At 66.3% G+C, this 21,122-nt stretch carries 14 protein-coding genes; 10 read left to right on the top strand and 4 right to left on the bottom strand.

Features of this window, described 5'->3' with window-relative positions; all coding sequences use genetic code 11:
- The first annotated feature begins 48 nt into the window (after positions 1-48).
- The gene (gene argF, locus Spa11_RS03530) at positions 49-984 is read left to right on the top strand and encodes an ornithine carbamoyltransferase (RefSeq protein WP_145107930.1); all 936 of its coding nucleotides are present in this window, start codon (positions 49-51) and stop codon (positions 982-984) included.
- Positions 985-1,124: 140 nt separating this feature from the next.
- Positions 1,125-1,850 (top strand): ribonuclease PH, encoded by a 726-nt coding sequence (gene rph, locus Spa11_RS03535; protein WP_145107933.1) that lies wholly within the window; start codon positions 1,125-1,127, stop codon positions 1,848-1,850.
- A 99-nt stretch (positions 1,851-1,949) separates the two neighbouring features.
- Here rph and Spa11_RS03540 read toward each other — a convergent pair whose 3' ends face one another.
- On the bottom strand, positions 1,950-6,146 hold the full coding sequence (locus tag Spa11_RS03540; RefSeq protein ID WP_145107938.1) for a VWA domain-containing protein: 4,197 nt from the start codon (positions 6,144-6,146) through the stop codon (positions 1,950-1,952).
- 375 nt (positions 6,147-6,521) lie between these two features.
- Here Spa11_RS03540 and Spa11_RS03545 point away from each other — a divergent pair, with 375 nt between their 5' ends.
- The 3 genes from Spa11_RS03545 (at position 6,522) to Spa11_RS03555 (ending at position 10,881) form a co-directional block, all read left to right on the top strand.
- Positions 6,522-8,474, top strand: a complete 1,953-nt coding sequence (locus tag Spa11_RS03545) for an SLC13 family permease (protein WP_145107941.1) — start codon at positions 6,522-6,524, stop codon at positions 8,472-8,474.
- 97 nt (positions 8,475-8,571) lie between these two features.
- Complete coding sequence (locus Spa11_RS03550; RefSeq protein WP_145107944.1) at positions 8,572-9,765, top strand: S1C family serine protease; 1,194 nt, start codon at positions 8,572-8,574, stop codon at positions 9,763-9,765.
- 570 nt (positions 9,766-10,335) lie between these two features.
- Positions 10,336-10,881: a thioredoxin domain-containing protein gene (locus tag Spa11_RS03555; RefSeq protein WP_145107947.1), complete on the top strand. Its 546-nt coding sequence runs from the start codon at positions 10,336-10,338 to the stop codon at positions 10,879-10,881.
- Between the two features lie 283 nt (positions 10,882-11,164).
- On the opposite strand, the gene Spa11_RS03560 is transcribed toward Spa11_RS03555, so the two are convergent.
- The 3 genes from Spa11_RS03560 to Spa11_RS03570 form a co-directional block, all read right to left on the bottom strand.
- Positions 11,165-12,241 (bottom strand): alkaline phosphatase family protein, encoded by a 1,077-nt coding sequence (locus tag Spa11_RS03560; protein WP_145107952.1) that lies wholly within the window; start codon positions 12,239-12,241, stop codon positions 11,165-11,167.
- A gap of 120 nt (positions 12,242-12,361) precedes the next feature.
- Positions 12,362-13,387 carry a tRNA (adenosine(37)-N6)-threonylcarbamoyltransferase complex transferase subunit TsaD gene (gene tsaD, locus Spa11_RS03565; RefSeq protein WP_231933132.1) on the bottom strand — a complete coding sequence of 342 codons (1,026 nt, stop codon included), beginning with the start codon at positions 13,385-13,387 and terminating at the stop codon, positions 12,362-12,364.
- Positions 13,388-13,730: 343 nt separating this feature from the next.
- Positions 13,731-14,828: a DUF1207 domain-containing protein gene (locus Spa11_RS03570; protein WP_145107959.1), complete on the bottom strand. Its 1,098-nt coding sequence runs from the start codon at positions 14,826-14,828 to the stop codon at positions 13,731-13,733.
- Between the two features lie 253 nt (positions 14,829-15,081).
- Between Spa11_RS03570 and Spa11_RS03575 the strand changes: the two genes are divergently transcribed.
- From Spa11_RS03575 to Spa11_RS03595, 5 genes are all read left to right on the top strand, one after another.
- On the top strand, positions 15,082-15,393 hold the full coding sequence (locus tag Spa11_RS03575) for an MTH1187 family thiamine-binding protein (RefSeq protein WP_145107962.1): 312 nt from the start codon (positions 15,082-15,084) through the stop codon (positions 15,391-15,393).
- Positions 15,394-15,539: 146 nt separating this feature from the next.
- Entirely contained in the window at positions 15,540-16,022 is a 483-nt protein-coding gene (locus tag Spa11_RS03580) for a flavin reductase family protein (protein WP_145107965.1), read from the top strand.
- A gap of 258 nt (positions 16,023-16,280) precedes the next feature.
- Positions 16,281-17,471 carry an L-2-hydroxyglutarate oxidase gene (lhgO, locus tag Spa11_RS03585; RefSeq protein ID WP_145107968.1) on the top strand — a complete coding sequence of 397 codons (1,191 nt, stop codon included), beginning with the start codon at positions 16,281-16,283 and terminating at the stop codon, positions 17,469-17,471.
- A gap of 125 nt (positions 17,472-17,596) precedes the next feature.
- Positions 17,597-17,992, top strand: a complete 396-nt coding sequence (locus tag Spa11_RS03590) for a DUF1398 domain-containing protein (RefSeq protein ID WP_145107973.1) — start codon at positions 17,597-17,599, stop codon at positions 17,990-17,992.
- Between the two features lie 557 nt (positions 17,993-18,549).
- Positions 18,550-21,105: a DUF1592 domain-containing protein gene (locus Spa11_RS03595; RefSeq protein WP_145107976.1), complete on the top strand. Its 2,556-nt coding sequence runs from the start codon at positions 18,550-18,552 to the stop codon at positions 21,103-21,105.
- Positions 21,106-21,122: the final 17 nt, after the last annotated feature.

Here is a 21,122-nt window from a genome sequence, read left to right on the forward strand (position 1 = left end):
CCTGCGAAGCGTTCATTCCGCATCCCGCAATACCCTTTCCGCATTCCTATGCGTCACTTCATCACGCTCGACGACGTCACCACCGCGCAGATCGAAACGATCTTCGCGCTGACCACCGACCTCAAGCAAAAGTTGAAGCAAGGGGTGCGCGAGCCGCTGTTGCCGGGGCGAGTCCTGGCGCTCTTGTTCGAGAAGCCGTCGCTGCGGACCCGCGTCAGCTTCGAGTCCTGCATGGCCCACCTCGGCGGCTCGAGTCTGATGCTCGGCGCCGACACAGGTTTCGGCAGCCCGCGCGAGTCGCTTGCCGACTTCGCCCGCGTCCTCACGCAGATGGTCGATGTGGTCGTCATCCGCAGCAAACGCCACGACACCGTCACCGAGTTCGCAAAGAACGCCGACTGCTCGGTCATCAACGGACTCACCGACATCTCGCACCCCTGCCAGGCGCTGGCGGACCTCTACACGGTCCGCGAACATTTTGCCAAACAGGGTGGGGGCAACTTGAAGGGCCGCAAGATTGCTTGGATCGGTGACGCCAACAACGTCGCCCGCAGCCTGGCGCACGGCTGCGCGAGGCTGGGCGTCGAGTTCGTCATCGCGGGGCCGAAGGGCTACCAGATGGCGCCCGATCTACTCGACAAGTTCCGCACGCAGAGCCCCGACGCGAAGCTCACCGTCCTCGAAGACCCCGTCGAAGCGGTCGATGGCGCGTCGGCGATCTACACCGACATCTGGGCCAGCATGGGCCAAGAGCACGAGGCCGACGTCCGCAAGAAGGCCTTCGCGGGCTACCAGGTGAACGAGGCCCTCTTTGCCCAGGCGCCCGACGACGCCATTTTCCTCCACTGCCTCCCCGCCCACCGCGGCGAAGAGGTCACCGACGGCGTCATCGACCACGAGCGCAGCCTCGTCGTCGAACAAGCCGCCAACCGCCTCCACGTGCAGAAGGGCATCCTCGTTTGGTTGCTAGGCTCCCACGCGTAATGATTAGCGTCGGCGTCCTCGCAATCTTGTAGGAGGCGTCTCCAGACGCCGATTGCGGTCTCCTGGCCGACATCGGCATGGTGCGCGTAATCGGCGTCTGGAGACGCCTCCTACAACTCTCTCACCAACAACTCAACGACATGCCCCGCCACGACGGCCGCGCCGCCAATCAGCTCCGCCCCCTCAAGTTTAAGCGCGGCTACGCCTCCGCCGCCGCCGGGAGCGTCCTCGTCGAGTGGGGCGGCACCATCGTCCTGTGCACTGCGAGCGTCGGCACGGACGTGCCGCCCTGGCTGGCTGGCAAGGGCCGCGGCTGGGTCACCGCCGAGTACAACATGCTCCCCGGCTCCACGAGCCCGCGCAAGGCCCGCAAGCCCGACGGCCGCTCGACCGAGATCCAGCGGATCATCGGTCGCTCGCTGCGCGCGGGCGTCGATCTTACCGCCCTCGGCGAGCGCACCATCACCGTCGATTGCGACGTGCTCCGTGCCGACGGCGGCACCCGCACCGCGAGCATCACCGGCGGCTGGGTCGCGCTGCGTGACGCGATCGCCTCGCTCACCGACGAGACCGGCGCCCCCGCGTTCGCCCCCACAGCGATCGTCGGCGACGGCTGCCCACTCCGTGACACGATCGCCGCCGTCAGCGTCGGCCTCGTGAACGGCGAGCCCGCGCTCGACCTCGACTACCCCGAGGACTCGACCGCCGCGGTCGACATGAACGTCGTCGCCACCGGCGCCGGCGAGTTGATCGAGGTCCAAGGCGGCGGCGAAGGAACCACGTTCCGCCGTGATCAGCTCAGTGCAATGCTCGACCTAGCGATGGAAGGCCTCACCAAGATCACCGCCACGCAACTTGCCGCCTAACAGGTCGGCTATAGCAGCGGGCGGCGACACACAAAAAACTGCGGGAGGCGCTTGAGCGCCTCCCGCAGTGCGAAAGTTTGATTGAAGCGGCCGGGCAACTTAGAAGCCGCCGCCGCCACCGGCGCCACCACCGCCGCCGAGGCCGCCGCCCCCGCCGCCGAGACCACCACCACCCAGGCCACCGCCGCCGAGGCCGCCGCCACCCGCGCCGCCGAGGCCGCCGCCGGCGAGGCCGCCGAAGCCGCCTTCAGCGCCCGCTTGCTGGGCCGCTGCCGAGGTGAACTGGTCGTTCGGGTTCTGGCCGCCGCCCGCGAACGTGAATGTCGCGACATCGCCGATCACCGAGAAGGTTGGCGTCGGCGTGACGCGGACATAGCGGCGATCAGCCGACACGACAGCCGATACCTGCAGCTGGGTGCCTTCGGGGAGGACCGTGATCTGCGGCTGGAAGCCAACGGCGCCCGAGCCTGCCAGAGCGCGGCGACGACGCAGCACTTGGTCGGGACGCAGCGAAACGCTGGTCTCGTCCGCCAGCGAACTGAGCTGCTGAGCCACCACCGACCGGGCTACCTCATCCTGACGCTTCAGGGCTTGGGCCAGCTGCTCGTCGGCGATCGGTTCAACGCGCCGGCCAGCCGGAGCGTTGAACCTGACGAGGGCCTTGCCCTCTTCGTCGAACTTCACTTGATGCTTCTGGGTCTCGGCGGCCTCGGTTCCTTCGCCAATGACGACTTCTACCGTCACGGCGTCAGCGACCACGTCGCCCCAGACCTTGCTCACGAGCACTTCGTACTCACCGGCGAAGCCGCGCGAGCATTCGTACGATTCGGTGCGGACGCCGTCACTGGTCGCGTCGGCGAGCGACTCGACTCGGGCGCCGCCGCCGCTGGTGCGCTGGGCGCCGGCCCAACAGACGCCGCCGCCCGGCTCCTTCACCGCCAGATCGACATCGGCGTCGCCGGTCCAGGAGACACGAACCACGCAGTCACGACGTTGAGCGTCGGCCAGCTCGGCTTGGAAACGCTGCGCGGTGCGGGTGTTCTTCTCCGACTCCAGCCGCGCCATCAGCGCCTTCGAGACGCGGTTTGCTTCTTCGGCGATGACCTGCATCTCGGCGGGCCAGGTTCGCTCGAGCACCGCGGTGGTCGCCCAACGCAGCGAGTCCACGTCATCGGATCGCTTTGCCGCGGCGAGCGCGGGGCCGAGAACCTCCTGCAGCAGGGGGTCGCGGTCCAGCGCGAGTCGATAGACCTGCACCGCACGACGGTCGAGCTTCATGCCCACCAGGTAGTCGGCGATCGCTACCAGTTGGTTGGCGCTGCCGGCGAGGTCCACGGCCGACAGGACGGCCCGCTCGATGTCGGCGCCCGACTTGCCGTCGAGTTGCATCGCGATGCCGAGCGACTCGTACATCCAGGGCTGCGGCTTGCCGGCGCGGATCGTGGCCTCGATCAGCTTGGCGACGTCGCCGTAACGCTTCTGAGCCATCAGGCGTCGCGTCGCGTCGCGGAGCGAGGCGTCGTCTGCGTTCTCGACCGTAACTTCCCACGCGGCGTCATCGGAGCCGGCAGCGGGGAGCTCGATCGCTTCGACGGGGGCCGTCGCCGGAGCAGCTTCCCTGGTTGCCTCGGCGGGTTGCGACGCCGGAGCGGCTTCTTCTTCGATCGACAGGGTCTTGGCCTTTTGAGCGACTCGTGCGGTGACCATCTCGTCGGGGACGCTGAACATGCCGCCGCCCATGCCGCCGCCGCCCATACCGCCGCCACCCATGCCGCCGCCCATGCCGCCACCCATGCCGCCACCCATGCCACCGCCCATCATGCCGCCGCCCATGCCACCCTGTTGCGGCGCTGGGATCGGGATCACGAGGTCCGCGACGGGGTAAACCTTCACGCTGAGCTTGGTGAGCGCTTCTTCTTCGCTGGTGATCAGCAGCACCTCGTCGTCGATGACGTAGGTGAGTTCCAGCGGCTCGAGCATCCGACGCAGAGCCGAACGCAACGACACGTTGCGCAGCGACACCGACACCGGCTCATCCGGACCAATGCCCAACTCGTCCAACGCCACGGTATCGAGCAGCATCTCGATCTCGTACTCCTCCCGCAGGTAGGTGATGATCTCCTCCAGCGGCGTTCCGTCTGGGAACTCCAGGCCCGCGCTCGGCAGCGGGCTGCCCAGCGCGTCGGTGATCGCCTTCTCTGAGGGGCTCTGCCCCGCGACATCGACGGCCTTGTATTGCTCCCGGAGTCGGGTCAGCTCACGCCACTTTTCCGGGTCGGGGTAGACCATCGGCACGTTGTCCGGGAAGGGCATGAACGAGTCTTCGACGCTCTGCATCGTCGCTAGGAACAACGCCGCGCGACGCTGCCGGTACTCCATGTTGAGTTCGTGGTTGTGCTTCGCTTCACCCCAGACACGGGCCACCCGCGGCACAACCCCTTCGGGGTCCAGTTCCTCGGCGATCAGCGCCACCTCGTTCGCTTCCGCGAAACGCCGCTCGTCGATCAGCGAGTTGAAACGCTCGATGAGCTGCCTCATCCGCTCCCGGTTCAACTCCATGCGATCCAGCAGCAACCGGCGCTCTTGGGCGGCGGCGAGATTTTCGTTGCGTTCGCGGTCGAGCTCGTCCTTGATGACGGCCTGCCGCGCGCCCTCACGGAGGGCCGATTGCAGTTTGTCGATCAGCCCGGCGCGGGTCGACGCAACTAGCTCCGGCGCCCGCTCGACGCTTTGCATCATCACCTTGAGGTCCTGGATTGCCTCCTCGGGGTTGCTCGCCATCTTGGTGCGGGCGTCGGCGATCGCGTTTTGCACTTCTTTCTCAAGGAGCTGGGCGAAAACCCGGCGGTTCTTTTCGATTGAGTTCAGGAACCGACCATCGACCACCGCCTCGGCCGGTGGGTAGGCGCCCGTATCTTCGTAGACTTCGCCCTCTCGTTGCGGGTAGGCGTCGTCCCGAATGATCGCGCCGTCGGCCAGTGGCGCCGAGCCGGCGACCGGGCCCTCCGTCGGCGGCGTCCCTGGAGTCAGTACTTCCGCCGCGGCCGGGTCATCGATCACATCGAGCTGCGCAGTGCGTACGAGGACCGACTGGTCAGCGGCGAGCTGGACGGTCTTCGCCCGGACGTTGCCCGGGTCGCGTTGCAAAACGGCGTTGCTGATCCGAACAGCGCCTTCGGCGTCGCCCATCGCGACAGCCTGTTCGGCGATCGTCGTCAGACGCTCGGTTTCGGCGTTGATGGCCCGGGCGGTCTCGGTGAGGCCGGCCGTCCCGAGGGCGGTCAGCGACAAGCCCCCATCCATCGCGGCGTCGCTCACCAGCTTCGTCAGGTAGCTGTTCTCGTCGTCCGACGGGGGAACCTCGGCCGACCAAGCGATCGCCTCATCGCCAGCAAGGGCGTCGACGTCGAGCGACTTCGAGTCGCCCGTCATCTGGCCGACCACGACGGTGTCGCGGTCGCTGCGGAGCGGCGGCATTTCGGCGGGGTACGCGGCCAGCACGGCCTCGTTCGCCGACACCGAGTCGGTCCACAGCACCTCGGCGTGGGCCCAGTCGGCCAGCACACGGCCGACACGCTCGCCACGGCGGCGGGCGTCGGCGTCGTTGTCGGCGATCGCCTCGTCATCGACGTACAGGTTGCCGCCGGTCAGGTTCGCGATCGACGCGAGCATCCAGGCGTTCTTCTGCGGGCCGACGGCGAAGCTCGAAACGGCGACCTTGTCGGCACGCAACTGGCGGATCGTCTCGACCCACGCGGCGCCCGAGAGCTTGGCGGCGCCCATCGAGACGCCGTCGCCGATGTAGACGATCGCCCGGCGGCGGTCCGTGTCTTCTGTGTTGAAGCGATCGGCGGCCGCTTCGATCGCGCCACGCAAGTCCGAGGCTCCCAGCGGCGTCACCTGGCGGAGCGATTCGACCGCTCCGTTTAATTCAGCGCTCCCCGGCGTCACGGGCGCCTTGGTGAGGGCGCGGGCGTCGAGGTCGGCGGCGACCAGCTCGACCCGGTCTTCCGGATGGAGCGTCGCGAGGCACGCCTCGACGGCGGCCAGCGTCGTCGAGCGGAACGGCCCGACTTGGCTCGCCGACGTATCGACCACCAGGACCACGTCCATCGGGGTTGGCCGCTTGGCGGCCTCGACCGGCCCGAAGCTCGCGGCGAAGTACCGCTCGCCGGTTGGGGCGTCGTAGACCCGCAGGTCCACGCTCTCGGCCGCCATGCAGACGGCCGATGCCCCTACCAACAGGCAGGAGAGGGAGTGAACGAACGCCAAACGACCTGTACGCGTCGAAATCATCTTTAGGGCCTGCTCCGCTTGGGAAAAGCCGGATCGCTGTCTCTGTCCAATTCTGAACCGCACGGACGCGGCTGTCTGTAGTTTGGCTCGCAGCGAACCCGGAAACGCCGCTACCAATCTAAGATTGGCGGCGCAAACCGTTGCGGGCCGCGTATTTAGCCAAGAGTCTCCATCTTATCCGCCCTGGGTGGCCAATTCCACCAGATTTGCTGCCCTTTGCCCGAGTGATCGGGGCCGGTTGTGACGGCTGGGAGACCGACCACACCGCCCGCGCATTCCGGGCCGCTACGAACTACGATAGCGGCCCCCCGTCGATCGCCAGCCCCAATCGCTCCCCAGCCGCCCCCCGCTCGCCAGCTAGTTCGTCCGCCACTCATGTTTCTATCGCTACTCGCCGCCGCGGCGCCCGCCTCCCTGACTTTTGAGGGCGGCCTGTCGATTGCCGTGGTAGCGACCGTCTTCGCGACGCTGATGCTCCGCCGCTCGTCGCCGGTGGAATTGCTGTTCCTCAGTGGTCTGGCGGTTGTCACGCTCGCCGGGGCGATCCCCGCCAAAGACGCCCTAGCCGGCTTTGCTAGCGGGCCCGTGTTGCTGATCGGCGCCCTCTTCGCCGCCGCGGCGGGGCTGCAAACGACCGGCGCCGTCGATTGGATCGGCGGACTCCTTCTGGGGCAGGCGAAGACCGAACGCCAAGCCCTCCGCCGCCTCGCGCTGGCGACTCCAATCTCCGCGTTTCTTATCAATACCCCGCTGGTGGCGATGCTCGCCCCCGTGGTGATCGACTGGTGCCGCAAGAACAGCGTCTCGCCATCGCGGTTGATGATGCCGTTGAGCCACTTGGTGATCCTCGGCGGCGTCTGCACCGTGATCGGCACCAGCACGACCCTCGTCTGCAACGCCCAGATCGCGGAGGTCCGGGACGACGTCCAGCAACAGTACGAAGCCGGCGAGGTGACTGAGCAGTTTCTCGCCGATGTCGGGGACATCCGCTTTTTCGAAATCACCTGGGTGGGAGTGCCGATCGCCCTCGCCGGCGTTGCCTATATTCTCTTCTTGGCCCCCCGACGCCTGCCCAACCGCACCGATCTCCTCGAGGATTTCGGCGACCGCCGCCGCGAGTACCTCGTCGAAATGCTCGTCCAACCGGGCTGCGGGTTGGTGGGAAAAACCGTTGAACAAGCCGGCCTGCGGCAACTTCCGGGCTTGTTCCTCATTGAGATCAGCCGTGGCGAAGAGGTCATTACGCCGATCGCGCCTGGCGATCTCATCTACGCCCACGACCGCATGGTCTTCACCGGCGTCGTGGGGACGATCGCTGACCTCGAGCGGATCCCCGGCCTTGTTCCTGCCGCGGACATCACCTACGAATCGCGCCCCGCCGAGCGGACGCGTCGCCACTTAGCCGAGGCGGTTCTCTCCCGCACCTCACCGATCAACGGCCGCACGGTCCGTGAGGCCAACTTCCGCCAGCTCTACAACGCGGCGATTGTTGCAGTGCACCGCGGCGGTGAACGCCTCGGCACGAAAATTGGCGACATCCGTCTCCAGCCGGGTGACACGCTGCTGCTACAGACGCGTTCGGGTTTTGTCGAAGCACACCGCAACAGCCGGGACTTCTATCTGGTGAGCCAAGTTGGCGGCTCGTCGGCCCGTCGCCACGACCGCGCGCCGGCGGCGATCTTGCTGTTTGTGCTGCTCTTGGCGTGGCTGGTGGCGACCTCGGTCGGCGCCGCGGGCTCCACGACCGCGGCTTGGCTGTCGCCCAATATCCGCCCGATTGCCGGGATTGCGGTCGTGATGGCGATGATCGGCGCCCGCTGCCTGACCCTCGGGCAAGCCCGCGCGGCGATCGATCTCCAGGTGCTGATCACCGTCGCGGCGGCGATTGGCCTGGGCGGCGCCTTGAGCCACTCCGGCGCCGCGCAGTGGGTCGCCAACCTTGTCGTGAATACGGTTCAACTGACTCCCGTGCCGGCGAACGTGTTGCCGTGGGTGCTGCTAGCGGCGGTCTACCTGCTCTCGATGGGCATGACCGAAGCGATCACCAACGCCGCGGTAGCGACCATCATGATCCCGATCTCCGTCGGTATCGCCCAGCAGGCCGGCCTCAGCCCGCGTCCCTTTCTGATGGCGGTGGCGATCGCCGCATCGCTGAGCTTCGCGACCCCTGTCGGCTACCAGACCAACCTGATGGTCATGGGACCGGGCGGCTACCACCCCAAAGACTATCTTCGGGTTGGCGGCCCTCTCCAGCTGATGATCGCCCTGATCGGCATCATCACCATCGGCCTCGTTTGGCCGCTCGAAGGCTTTGACGCACGCGGCTAGAAAAAGCGGAATCGGCCGGCTGGCGAACGATCCGCTATGGTTTGGCGTATCGCCTAGGAAGCGTACCCGCCCCTCCCTCCGATAACCCGTCTCGACGATGCTCAAGCCTCGTTTCGCCGTGTCCCTCGCCGCCGTTTCCGTTGCTGGCCTGCTGGCGGCGGTGACCATTGCCCTTGCGCAGCGGCCAGCCGCCGACCCCCTCTCGCCGCGTCCCGCCGCCCAGCGGCCAATCTCGCAGCGACCCGTCGAGTCACTCGCCCAGCGGCCCACCGAGCCCGTCACCGCGGCGCCCGTCCAGCTCACTCCCGAGGAGCTGGCCAACATCCGCGTCTACGAGGTCGCCAACCAGAGCGTCGTCCACGTGACGACCAGCGTCGTGCAATATCACCCAGTCTTCGGCGTGCCGATCGAGGGGGGCGAGGGCGCCGGCTCGGGGGCGATCCTCGACCGTGAGGGCCATATCCTCACCAACCACCACGTCATCGACGACGCCACCAATATCAAGGTGACCTTCAGCAACGATCACACTTACGACGCCGAGGTCGTGGGTTCCGACGAAGAGTTTGACATCGCCGTCCTCAAGATATCGCCCGATGCCACGGAGAAGCTCGTTCCCATCCAGCTCGGCCGCAGCGACAACCTCCGCGTCGGCCAGAAAGCCTACGCCCTCGGCAACCCCTTCGGTCTCGACGGCACGCTCACCACCGGCATCCTCTCGAGCCTCAACCGCTCACTCCCCAGCCGCGTCGACGCCCGCGTCATGGACGGCATGATCCAGACCGACGCCGCGATGAACCCCGGCAATTCCGGCGGGCCGTTGCTCAACACCGCGGCGGAGATGATCGGCATGTGCGTCGCGATCCGCAGCTCGGTCGGGCAAAACTCGGGCGTTGGATTCGCGATCCCCGTCGATCGCGTTAAGCACTTCGTCCCCGAGCTGATCAAGCACGGTCGCATTATCCGCGCTTACCACGGCATTGTGATGCTCAACGAAACGTCGCGCGGCTTGCGCATCGCCAAGCTCGCCGAAGACGGACCCGCCGAAGAAGCCGGCCTGCGTGGCTTCCGCGTCAAGCAACGCTACGAGCGCCGCGGTTCGGTTGTCTATCGCGTCAATGAACTCGACAAAGAGTCCGCCGACTATCTTGTCGCGATCGACGGCACGGCGGTCAAGTCGCACACCGAGTTCTTGGCCATCATGGACGCGCACAAGCCCGGCGACCGCGTCGTCTTCACCGTCCTGCGCGACGGCCAGCGCCTCGACGTGCCGTTGGTGCTCGGCTCGGCGTAAAGCAAATCACACGGCGCTTTGTCAAGTAGTTCCGTGCAATCCGAAGGGTGGCTCGCTATCTCGCCTATCCTTTCCATCCACACGTTATCCACGCGCGGACGGAAAGTTTTTTTAGCGATTCGTTCGCGCCCGCTGCGCCGTTAGGTGGGTGACGACATAGCGGGGCTAACTCAGGCTTATTAAACCAGTTAGAGGGATTGAGCCGGCGCTACACCCGTGCGTCCGATTGTGGGACAGCTCACCACTTACAACGCCGTTCGGGCGGCTAGCCACTTGAACGCCGTTCGCGCCCCGGTAGTGTCGTTGGACCGGTGTCTGAACGATCGCTGATTTTTTTCTCGTTCAACCCGGTGGCTGCCGTCCGCAACGTGCGGCGGTCCTCGCCGGCAACGATGATCTTTCCTCAGGAACTTGCTGAACCGAACCGTCTTCGTTTTGTCGCGGCGCCTCGCCGTGAACGGTTCACCCTCCCGACTCCGTTCTGCCCGGCTCGTCTTTTGCCGGCGTCCGCGAAATCCCGTTTCGCGGTGAGCCCGTGCCTTTCGGCGTCGACCCCATAGGAGAAGTAGGATGCTATCGATCTGGATGTTCGTCGCGGCCGTTGCAGCTCCCACTGCCCCAGCCGAATCCACCGACGCCTGGCACGCCAATTACAGCGAGGCCGTCGCGGAGACCAAGCAAGAAGAACAACCGCTCTTGGTTGTGTTCGACAAGCCTGGCGACGAATCCGCAGAGCTCGACCCGAGCCTGCTCAGCGCCGAGAGCGGCGCGTTCCCGCTGGACAGCTACGCGCTGTGCCACATCGACGCCACGACCGATTACGGCAAGCAAGTGGCCGAAGGCTTCAAGGTGACGGAGTTCCCTCACGTGGCGATTATCGACAAGTCGGGCAGCGTCGTGCTGCGTCGCGTGTCGGGTGATGTCACACAGAGCGAGTGGACCAAGGTCCTCAAGGAGCACAAGAATGGCGACCGTTCGACGGCTGTGACGCACTCGGTCTCCAAGCCGGTGAAGTCGACGACCCCGTCGTTCTCCCCGTCGGTCTCGATGCCCAGCTCCTCGCAAGGCGGCTACTCGAAGCCGTACTGCCCGAGCTGCCAGCTGCGTAATCGCTGAGCCGCTCCAGTAGGGCGATAACAACCAACGGGCCGGTCCGCAAAGTGCAGACCGGCCCGTGTTGTTTTACCGAGCCGTCGGCGCTAGCCGCGGGTCGTGCCAGGAAAACGCCATCAGCCACGAATCCCCCTCCCTTTCAGGGAGACGCGAGGGGAGGGTTAAACGCATCCGGCAGAGTTCGGCATGTGTATCTATCTCAGCCAATCGGAGCCCTGCGAGACAGTGCAGCGGACAAGCGAGACCCTACCCTGACCTCTCCCTGAAAGGAGGGGAAGCCGCGTGGTCACTCCGAGACCTCAAGCGCTTGCGCAACGCGCGAATCATGGGTGGTGAAGTCTTCACCCAACAACTTCGCCACCGTCGCCGCCACCTGCGACTGCGTCGCCTCGACGTCCTTCAAGACGCCGCGCGACGGCGTATCGGGCCCGATCACCGCGATCCACATCCGGTTCGATCCCTCGATATCCACGCTGTGGCTCTTCCAACCCACCGGCCCGTCGCCGCGGCCGTGGTCGGTGGTGATTACCAGTGAGGTCTTGCCGCGGTACTCGTCCATCGATTGCAGCGTCTCCCACAGACGCCGCAGCTGATCGTCCGCCACCGCGGCCGCGTCGAGATACAGCTCGTAACGCCCCGCGTGCGCCCAATCGTCTGTTTCACCGAGCGACAGGTAGAGCACCCGCGGCTTCTCCGCCTTGAGATGCTCGAGCGCTCCGCGGAACGTGATCGCGTCGAAACGCACGCCGGCCCAGTACCGCGGCAAGTCCCTGGCGAGGGCGTTGAGTTCGGCAACCGTGGCGTTGTCGCCATACTCCAGCGGCGCCCAGCCGGCGTTCACATACACGCGGCTCCGCCGATCGTTGATGATGAACGGGAACACGTCCCACGACCCGTACGCCGCGACGCGACCACGATACGCCGGCTTCTGGTTGAGCCATTCGAGAACCGTGACGTTCTCGTTGTAGACCTTCTCGTTCGAGTTCACCGCCGGGTCGCCGAAGCCGCAAAGCAACTCGTTGTACCCGGGGTACGAGAAGTCATGGCCGTTGGTGACCTTCACCGTTGAGCCTTTCGACGGATCGCCCAGCACCTGGCCCTCGGTCGCAATCTTCGACCAAAAGAACGGCATCAAGGCCATGCGCCGCGCCTCGGCCGTCTCGGCGTTGTAACGCTGCTTGATGCGAACGCGTTCCTCCGCGCCGACGTCTTGCATCAACCGCTCATCGCCGCCACCAAACAACTCCTGCCAGCGCAGGCCGTCCATCGTGACGAGGACGACATTCTCGGTCTCTCGAGCAATAGCCGGCGACACGAGCGCCGCAAGAATCGTCAGCGCAACAAGGCGGTAGAGGAGGGGCATGATCCGATTGGGCTAGGGAGAGTAGTTCGGCGGCTCTGTGGTTAACAGTCAAAACCCCGCGCCACGCGCCCGCAACCGTCCGCATTGCGCAGACCCAGGCGCACTCTGCGACAACCGAGATCAGCCGATCCGCTCGAGCCCCGGATAGACATCCATCTCAAGCGACTCGAACTTCCCTTCCTTGAACCGTTCGATCGCGATCGCGCCCATCACGGCGTTGTCCGTGCAGAGCGACATCGGCGGGATGAACAGGCGGTGCCCGTGCTTCGCGGCGGACTCTTCGAGGCGTTCGCGTAGCCGGCCGTTCGCCGCGACGCCGCCGCCGACACACAACGTGTCGAAGCCCGTCATCTTGAGAGCCAGCTCCGACTTACCCACGAGGCAATCGACTACGGCTTCTTGAAAACCGGCCGCGATATCGGCGACGCGCTGTTCCGACAATTCGACCTGTGCGGGATCCCCGCCCGGGCCGGCGATCTCGTAACGCACGGCCGTCTTCAGTCCGCTGAAGCTGAACGCCAATCGTGTCGGGTCATCGAGCAGCGGGCGCGGGAAGCGGATCGCCTTCGCGTCCCCCTGCGCCGCTGCGCGCGACACCGCGGGGCCGCCGGGGAAGGGGAGGCCCAGCAACGAACCGACCTTGTCGAACGCCTCGCCGGCCGCGTCGTCGATCGTCCCGCCGAGCGGCGTGAAGTCGGTCGGCCCGTCGCAGCGGTACAGGTTCGAGTGCCCGCCACTGACGATCAGCCCGACGCACGGGAAGACCTCTTCGCCGCTGGCGATCTTGCACGCATACACATGCGCCTGCAGATGGTTCACCGCGATCAGCGGCAACCCCGACGCCACACACAACGCCTTCGCCGCACACACGCCAACGAGCAGCGACCCCACGAGTCCGGGCTGGTTCGCCACGGCGATCGCATCGAGGTCGGCGAGCGTCACGCCCGCCTTCCGCAGCGTCTCCTCGATCACGGGCAACACCCGCTCAACATGCGCCCGTGAAGCGATCTCCGGCACGACGCCGCCGAACCGCTCGTGCAAAGCGTTCTGCGAAGCGACCACGGCGCCAAGGACTTCGAGCGAGTCCGTCACCACCGCCGCCGCGGTTTCGTCACAGGTGGATTCGATGCAGAGGAGGCGAAGCACGGGATTGCGGAAGTGGGATTGTGGATTGCGGATTGAAAACCAACAGCCGCAAAGCGGCTGCCTGTGTCCCCCTCCACCGCTTGCGGGGGAGGGGCTAGGGGAGGGGGCCGAAGCGGATACACGGCTTGCTAGGACAATCTTAACGACCATCCTTCGCCGGGTTGATTTTGGGCGAAGTGGGTACCAGGGTTCTCCCCCTCCCCTAGCCCCTCCCCCTGAAGGGGGCGGGGGACCCAAACAGCAGCTTCGCTGCTGACCGGTCTGGACTCAAGCCAAAGACCGTAGGGCAGGCCATTGCCTGCCGGCGTCCGTAGCCCCTCGCCCCTAACCCCGGGCGTAAGCCCTAAAAATCACACCACAGCCCAAACCCGATCTGCTCTTCATTGCGATCGAAGAACTGGTACTGGTTGCTCTTGCCGTTCATGTAGTGCAGGCCCAGCCGCAGGGTGCTGCCCGTGTCGCCACGCCACAGCCAGCCGGTCTGGAGGGTCCAGTCGCCGCTGAAATCGACCTCTTCGCGAAGGTGCGCGTTGGTGGCGATGAACGGCGTGCCGCGGAATCCGGTTGGTCCGGGACGCGACAACTCGGCGCCGAACTGGAACTCCCAAGGCTCGGCCCCGCCGGCGGTGAAGAACGCGTAGGCCGTCTCGCCGTAGACCCGCAGGCTCGGGAACATCTGGTAAGACACGCCCGCGATGATCGCGTCGCGGACGTAGTTGATCCGCGTATTACTCCCGGTGCGAGCGATCAACTCGTCGCCGAGGTGCGAGCTGAGGTGGTAGTAGCCGATCTTGTAAGCGACGCCGTCGCCCGCCGTGTAGGTGAGCGGCACGCCGAAACGGAAGTCGGACGCGTCCACGTCGCGGGCCTCGTCGAGATTGAGCCGCACGATCGTGGCGCCCTCGAAGTCGAGCTGCCACCCGACGGGGTTGCAGTCGTCGAAGTTGCCGTAGCGGATCACGCCCTTCCGACCGCCGAGCGTCGCGTCCCACGCCCATTCGCTCTTCTGACCCGCGTAGGCGCCGTTGGCCGGGTAGCTGTTCTGGAACGTGTGCAGGCCGAGCCGCGACTCGCGCGGGCCGGCTTGGTAACTCCGATAGATGAGGCCGTCGGGAAGCACCTGCCAGCCCCAGCTGTTGGCCGGCGCCGCGTAACCCCACGTCGCCGTTGGGCCGACCATCTCCGGCGACAAACAAGGCGCCGCCGGCTGGCCGTACTCGGCGCCCGAGTAGACTTCGGGTTGGTAGTCCGACACGGGGTAGCCGGCGCCGACGTTCGCGCTGGTCAGTTGCACGCCGCCATAGACCGACTCGGTCGGCCGCTGGGCGACCCGGGCCGCCTCGACGAAGGGATCGACCGCCTGCGCGGGCGCGTCCTGAGGCCCAAAGGCGGCGGACGCCACCAAGGCGGCGAGCAGGGCGAGTTGGCGGGTAACGGTCATGGCGGGCGCTCGTGAAGCGGGCCTGCCAGAAGCCGGCCGCTGGTCGTGCGGAAGGTAACGGTTAAATCGGTCCCTCCCTAGAGCAAACTTGACGGAACGTAACCCCTATGCCGGTATTGAGTTATGAAGCGTCGCCCCTCGACGAGAACCCTTAAAACCCCTACAACCGGTCTAATCGGAACCACCAATCGAAGCCGCACGAGCCCCGAGCGGCCACGATCTTGGGTGAATCGTCCTGCGGAGAGTCGTCGCGATGGTCCTGCTAGAGATGAGCCTCGTGCCGATGGATGCTGGCGAAAGCGTCAGCGCCGCGGTGGCTGAGTGCGTCGAACTAATCGATGCTAGCGGCCTGCCCTATGAGCTGCACTCGATGGGCACCATCGTCGAAGGCGAATTGCCCGAAGTCCTTGAGCTCATGCAGCGTTGCATCGAGCACCTGGCGGTCAAGAGCCGTCGGGTTACCTGCTCGGCAAAGCTCGACTACCGCCCCGGCCATAGCGGCCGCCTCCGCAGCAAGGTTGCTAGCGTTGAGGCGAAGCTAGGGCGTTCCGTCAAACGCACCTAACATAAATGGAATGACCAATGACCAATGACCAAGCCCCTATGACCAATGAGGAGCTCCCGCTCCGCTGGCAGTGGTCCTTGGGATTTGGTCATTGGTCATTCAGATGAAAGTATCCACCTCCATCACCCTCGCCCCGCCACCGCTTCGTGAGCGAACCCGCCCATTCACTGCCCCACCTCGCCCTCGGCCGCCTGCCGAGTGGCATCTACATCCTCACCGTCGGCGAGGACGCCACTGCCACGGGCATGCTTGCTAGCTGGGTGCAGCAAGCCGCGTTCGAGCCGCCCATGCTGAGCGTCGCGCTCAAGCGCGGCCGCCCCGTTTGCGAGCGGATCGAGGCCGGCGAGTCGTTCGTCCTCAACGTCGTCGGCGAGGGTCAGAAGTCCCTGCTCAAGCACTTCGCAAAAGGCTTTGAGCCCGACGAGCCGGCGTTCGAGGGCGTCGCAATCGCGCGAACCGCCTGCGGAGCCCCCGCTCTTGCCGACGCGATCGCCGTGCTCGAATGTCGGATGGCGACGGTTGCCGACGCCGGCGACCACCGCGTCGTCATCGCCGAGGTCACCGCCAGCGAGGTCCTCACCGACACCCCGCCGATTGTCCACCTCCGCAAACGCGGCGACCATTACTAGGTGATGAGCGGTGAGGCGCGAGGAAGGAGATGAAATCAGCAGCGAAGCGGCTGCCCACGTCCCCCGCCCCCTTCAGGGGGAGGGGCTAGGGGACGGGGGTAGAACCCGGATACCAGCTTCACCGTGGTGCTTGGAACCGATAAAGGAGTCAGATTACTGAGGACGCATATCGCATACCCGCTACAGCCCCCTCCCCTAATCCCTCCCCCTAAAAGGGGCGGGGGACCTGCCCTCCTGACACCTGGCTACTGACCCCTGATGCCCGACTCCCCCTCCCTCCTCGTCGTCGGCGGCGGCATCGTCGGGCTCGCCACCGCCTACCGCTACACCGAGCGCTACCCCGGCGCCGTCGTCACGGTCCTCGAGAAAGAGTCCTCCGTCGGCCAGCACCAGACCGGCCACAACTCGGGCGTCCTCCACTCGGGCATCTACTACAAGCCCGGCTCGCTCAAGGCGATCAACTGCCGTGAAGGCAAGCGGGCGATGGAGGAGTTCTGCAGGGAGCAGCAGATCCCCTACGAGGTCTGCGGCAAGGTGATCGTCGCGGTGGATGAAGGCGACCTCCCCTCGCTCGAAAAGATCTACGAGCGCGGCCAAGCGAACGGCGTCACCTGCGAGCGCATCGGCGTCGAGCAACTCGCCGAACTCGAGCCGCACGCCAAGGGCGTTGCCGCGATCCACGTTCCCGAGGCAGGCATCGTCAACTACGGCGCCGTCTGCACCAAGCTCGCCGAGCTGATCGCCGCCGCCGGCGGCTGCGTTGTCACCGGTGCGCGCGTCACATCGATCAAGCAATCGCCCGGCGAGGTCGTCGTGCAATCGACCGCGGGTGACTTTACCGCCGAGCGCGCCGTCACCTGCGCCGGCCTGCAAAGCGACCGCGTCGCCAAACTCTCCGGCGCCAAGCCCGACGCCAAGATCGTCCCCTTCCGCGGCGAGTATTTTGAGCTCAAGCCCAGCGCGCAAAAACTCTGCCGCAACCTCATCTACCCCACGCCCGATCCGGCGTTCCCGTTCCTCGGTGTCCACTTCACCCGGATGATCGGCGGAGGCGTCGAGTGTGGCCCCAACGCGGTGCTCGCCCTCGCGCGCGAAGGCTACACGAAGATGGGCCTCAACATCGGCGACCTCGCCGAGTCGCTCACCTACGGCGGCTTCCTCAAGATGGCGGCCAAGCACTGGCGGATGGGCGCCGGCGAGATGTGGCGCTCGGTCAGCAAGCGGGCCTTCGTCAAAGCGTTGCAACGCCTCGTTCCCGAGATCACCGTCGAAGCCCTCGAAACCGCCCCCGCCGGCGTCCGCGCCCAAGCGGTCCTCTCCGACGGCTCGATGGTGGACGACTTCCTGATCGAAGAAACCGGCCGCGTGGTGAACGTCCTCAACGCCCCCAGCCCCGCCGCCACCGCGTCGCTAAACATCGGCAAGCTAATCATCGACCGCCTGGGTTAATATGCCCGTTGGCCACAGGCCAACTGTGGGAGGGGTCTCCAGACCCCGATTACGGTATCCAATCCGAAACGGCGTGGTGCGCGTCATCGGGGTCTGGAGACCCCTCCCACAATTCATTCTTAGTCATGACCATCGATCAAACCAAAACCATCCAAGCCTGCGCCATCGGTGGGCTGTGCGGTGAGATGACCTTCCCCGAGATCGTCGGCAAGCTCAGTGCCATCGGCGTCGAGCGTTACCACGCCGACTACTGCCGCGGTGAGATCACCTACTACCTCACCGACGGCGACTCACAAGTCGTCGCGACCCCACACCCCAGGCACGAACTCGGCGACGCGTTCGACGCCGCCGCCGTCGAGTCCGCCGTCCACCAGAGCCAGCGCGGCGAGCACACCTACCTCGATTTCATCCGCAAGACGATGGCCGCGGGCTGCGTCGGCTACTTCGTCCAGATCACCGGCCGCCAAGCCATCTACTTCGGCCGACGTGGCGAGTCGCACGTCGAACGCTTCCCGGACTAAACCATTTCTCCAACCGCTACTCACAAACCGAGCCGCGACCGTCAGGGAGCGACCAAGTCGGCGGCCAGAAAAGTTGGTCAACGACCTACCAAACCAAGTTGCCTGCTACGGCGTTGCACGGGAAGGAACCACCGATAACACGGATGAGCACGGATAGGACCCGGGTTCGTTCCTGATCCGTGCGATCCGTGTCATCGGTGGTTCAAAATCAGGGAGTTTTCAACGGCGCGCCGCCTGGGCCCCGAGAAGGGCCCTTAAACGCGTCCGGCAGGCGACTGGACGTTTGTATCGTCCGGCGCGCAAGGGGCCCCGTAGGGGCCCCCTAGGGCCCTTAGAACGCATGCCCTGGGTCGCGTCGGGGGGCGGCGGGTGTTGCGGGTCGCGCCGGGGTCAAAAACTGCCCATTTTCACGCCTTGTGACCCAGCTAACCCTCTCCACGACTGGCCCCTGCCGGTGGGGTTCGTTGGTGGCCGCTGGCATGCCCGACTCGCTACACTGAGGGACCAGCAGATTTCGGCCGCGGGCCGAAGCTCTCAGGTCTGTCCCCCCTCATTGCATGCTCCGGCGCCTTGCCTTGATCGCCGCGCTTACGTCGTCTGCGATCGCGGCGCGCAGTGACGAGCCGGCCGTGTTGGCGCCCGTCGAGCTGGCAAACGTCGAGCCGATCCTCACGCAGTACTGCTACGACTGCCACGGCTACGGCGGCGAAGAGGGCGGCGTCGCGCTCGACACGCTCGTCGAGGAGTGGAAGCAAGCCGCCGGCGACCCCGCCAAGGAAGAGCCGCTGCGGAAGCGTTGGGAGAAGGTGCTCGCGCTGACGCGCGCCGAGGTCATGCCGCCCGCCGACATGGACCAGCCCGCCGGCGACGAGCGCGAGCAACTCGCCGCCTGGATCAAACGCGCCGCCTTCCACCTCGACCCCGCGCAGATCGACCCCGGCCGCGTCACGCTCCGCCGGCTCAATCGGACCGAGTACCGCAACACGGTACGCGACCTGATGGGCGTCGACTACGACACGCAAGCCGACTTCCCCGCCGATGGTTCGGGCTACGGCTTCGACAACGTCGCCGACGTGCTGACGATCTCGCCGCTGCACCTGGAGAAGTACGTCGCCGCCGCCCAAGAGATTGTCGAGCAGACCGTGCCGATGCAGCCGCGCGTCGTCGCCGAGCACCGCATCCCTGGCGGGCGGTTTGTCGGCGAAGGCCAGGAGCCCAATGGCTGGCGCCGCTCACTCTCTTATTACGAGCCCGCCACCGCCAGCGCGACGCACCACGTCGACAAGAAGGGGCGCTACGAAGTCGTCGTCACCTACCGCGCGGAAGAGGACTACGTCGATCTGGTGTTCGACAAGAACAAGTGCCGCTTCCGCTACTCGATCGACGGCGAGCAGAAGCACGACGAAGAGTACAGCCGCCAGGGGGGCAAAGAGTACCAGCAGCGGCACAAGGTGAAGTGGGAGCCCGGCGACCACACGATCCAGTTCGAGGTCGAGCCGCTCACGCCCGACGCCGAGCGCCTCCGCTCGTTGCGGATGACGATCGTCGACGTGACCGTGCGCGGGCCGCTCGCCGAGAAGCACTGGGTCGAGCCGCCGAACTACCGCAAGTGGTTCCCGCGCGATGCGCCCACCGACGCCGCCGAGCGCCGCGCCTACGCCGCAGAGCTGTTGGGCGGCTTCGCCGAGCGCGCGTTCCGCCGTCCTCCTAACACGGAAACGACTGAACGGCTTGTCGAACTCGTCGAAGCGTCCGTCGCCGCGGGCCGACCCTTCGAGGCCGGCGTCGCCCAGGCGATGACCGCCGTGCTCTCGTCGCCGCGGTTCTTGTTCCGCGAAGAGGCCGACGCCACGCCGACGACAGGCGCCAGCGATCCCTACCCGCTGGTGGACGAGTACGCGATCGCGTCGCGACTCTCTTACTTCCTGTGGTCCACGATGCCCGACGCCGAGTTGATGCGGCTGGCGTCCGAAGGCCAGCTCCGCGCGCAGCTCGACGAACAGTTCGAGCGGCTGCTTAACGACCCCCGCTCGGAGGCGCTGGTCCGCAACTTCGTCGGCCAGTGGCTCGGCGCCCGCGACATCCAGCAGACGAACGTCAACGCGTTCGCCGTCATCAGCGCCGACAGCCCGCACGACCCCGAGCGCGAGCAACGCCGCGCGCGGTTCCGCGAACTGCGTCAGAAAGAGCCCGGCTTGCTCACCGATGAGGAACGCCAAGAGCTCCGCGCGATCCGTGAAGCCTTCGACGAGGCCTTCCAACGGGTGCGCGAGTTCGACCTCGACGGCGACCTCCGCTGGGCGATGCGGCGAGAGACGGAGATGGCCTTCGAGCACGTGCTCCGCGAAGGCCGCAGCGCGCTAGAGCTGCTGAACAGCGACTACACGTTCCTCAACGAGCGCCTCGCCCGGCATTATGGCATCGAGGGCGTCACGGGCGGCGACATGCGACGCGTCGAGCTGCCCGCCGGCAGCCCGCGCGGCGGCGTGCTCACGCAGGGGACCGTGCTCGTCAACACGTCGAACCCGGACCGCACCTCGCCGGTGAAGCGGGGCTTGTTCGTGCTCGACAACCTGGTCGGCACGCCGCCCCCACCACCGCCGCCTGACATCCCCTCGCTCGAGGCGGCCAACGAGGGCGAGGCGACGCCGCTGACGCTCCGGGAGTCGCTCGAGAAGCACCGCGACTCGCCGATGTGCGCGTCGTGCCACGCGCGGATGGACCCATTGGGCCTCGCGCTCGAGCCCTTCAACGCGCTGGGCATCTTGCGTGACAACGACCACGGCAAGCCGATCGACGCGACCGGCACGCTCGTTACCGGCGAGTCGTTCAACGGCGTCGCCGAGCTGAAGAAGATCCTCGCCACCGAGCGGCGGCAAGACTTCTACCGCTGCCTGTCGGAAAAGCTGCTCACCTACGCCCTCGGCCGCGGCGTCGAGTACTACGATACCCTGACGGTGGATAAGCTCGTCGAAGGCCTCGAACAGAGCGGCGGCGACCTCCGCGGCCTCGTGCGCGACGTCGTCGAGTCGGCGCCGTTCCAACGGCGCCGCCGCGTTGAGACGCCCGCGACCGCAACCGTCCAGCGCAACGTTCACACGACCAACCGTTAAGCAAAGAACCAGTAGGA

It is taken from the genome of Botrimarina mediterranea (assembly GCF_007753265.1).
GTDB classification, from domain to species: Bacteria; Planctomycetota; Planctomycetia; order Pirellulales; family Lacipirellulaceae; genus Botrimarina; species Botrimarina mediterranea.

Excerpts from the sequence above, each read along its gene's own strand:
- argF (WP_145107930.1), top strand. The coding sequence starts at position 49 with ATGCGTCACTTCATCACGCTCGACGACGTCACCACCGCGCAGATCGAA.
- rph (WP_145107933.1), top strand. The coding sequence starts at position 1,125 with ATGCCCCGCCACGACGGCCGCGCCGCCAATCAGCTCCGCCCCCTCAAG.
- Spa11_RS03540 (WP_145107938.1), bottom strand. The coding sequence starts at position 6,146 with ATGATTTCGACGCGTACAGGTCGTTTGGCGTTCGTTCACTCCCTCTCC.
- Spa11_RS03545 (WP_145107941.1), top strand. The coding sequence starts at position 6,522 with ATGTTTCTATCGCTACTCGCCGCCGCGGCGCCCGCCTCCCTGACTTTT.
- Spa11_RS03550 (WP_145107944.1), top strand. The coding sequence starts at position 8,572 with ATGCTCAAGCCTCGTTTCGCCGTGTCCCTCGCCGCCGTTTCCGTTGCT.
- Spa11_RS03555 (WP_145107947.1), top strand. The coding sequence starts at position 10,336 with ATGCTATCGATCTGGATGTTCGTCGCGGCCGTTGCAGCTCCCACTGCC.
- Spa11_RS03560 (WP_145107952.1), bottom strand. The coding sequence starts at position 12,241 with ATGCCCCTCCTCTACCGCCTTGTTGCGCTGACGATTCTTGCGGCGCTC.
- Spa11_RS03570 (WP_145107959.1), bottom strand. The coding sequence starts at position 14,828 with ATGACCGTTACCCGCCAACTCGCCCTGCTCGCCGCCTTGGTGGCGTCC.
- Spa11_RS03575 (WP_145107962.1), top strand. The coding sequence starts at position 15,082 with ATGGTCCTGCTAGAGATGAGCCTCGTGCCGATGGATGCTGGCGAAAGC.
- lhgO (WP_145107968.1), top strand. The coding sequence starts at position 16,281 with ATGCCCGACTCCCCCTCCCTCCTCGTCGTCGGCGGCGGCATCGTCGGG.
- Spa11_RS03590 (WP_145107973.1), top strand. The coding sequence starts at position 17,597 with ATGACCATCGATCAAACCAAAACCATCCAAGCCTGCGCCATCGGTGGG.
- Spa11_RS03595 (WP_145107976.1), top strand. The coding sequence starts at position 18,550 with ATGCTCCGGCGCCTTGCCTTGATCGCCGCGCTTACGTCGTCTGCGATC.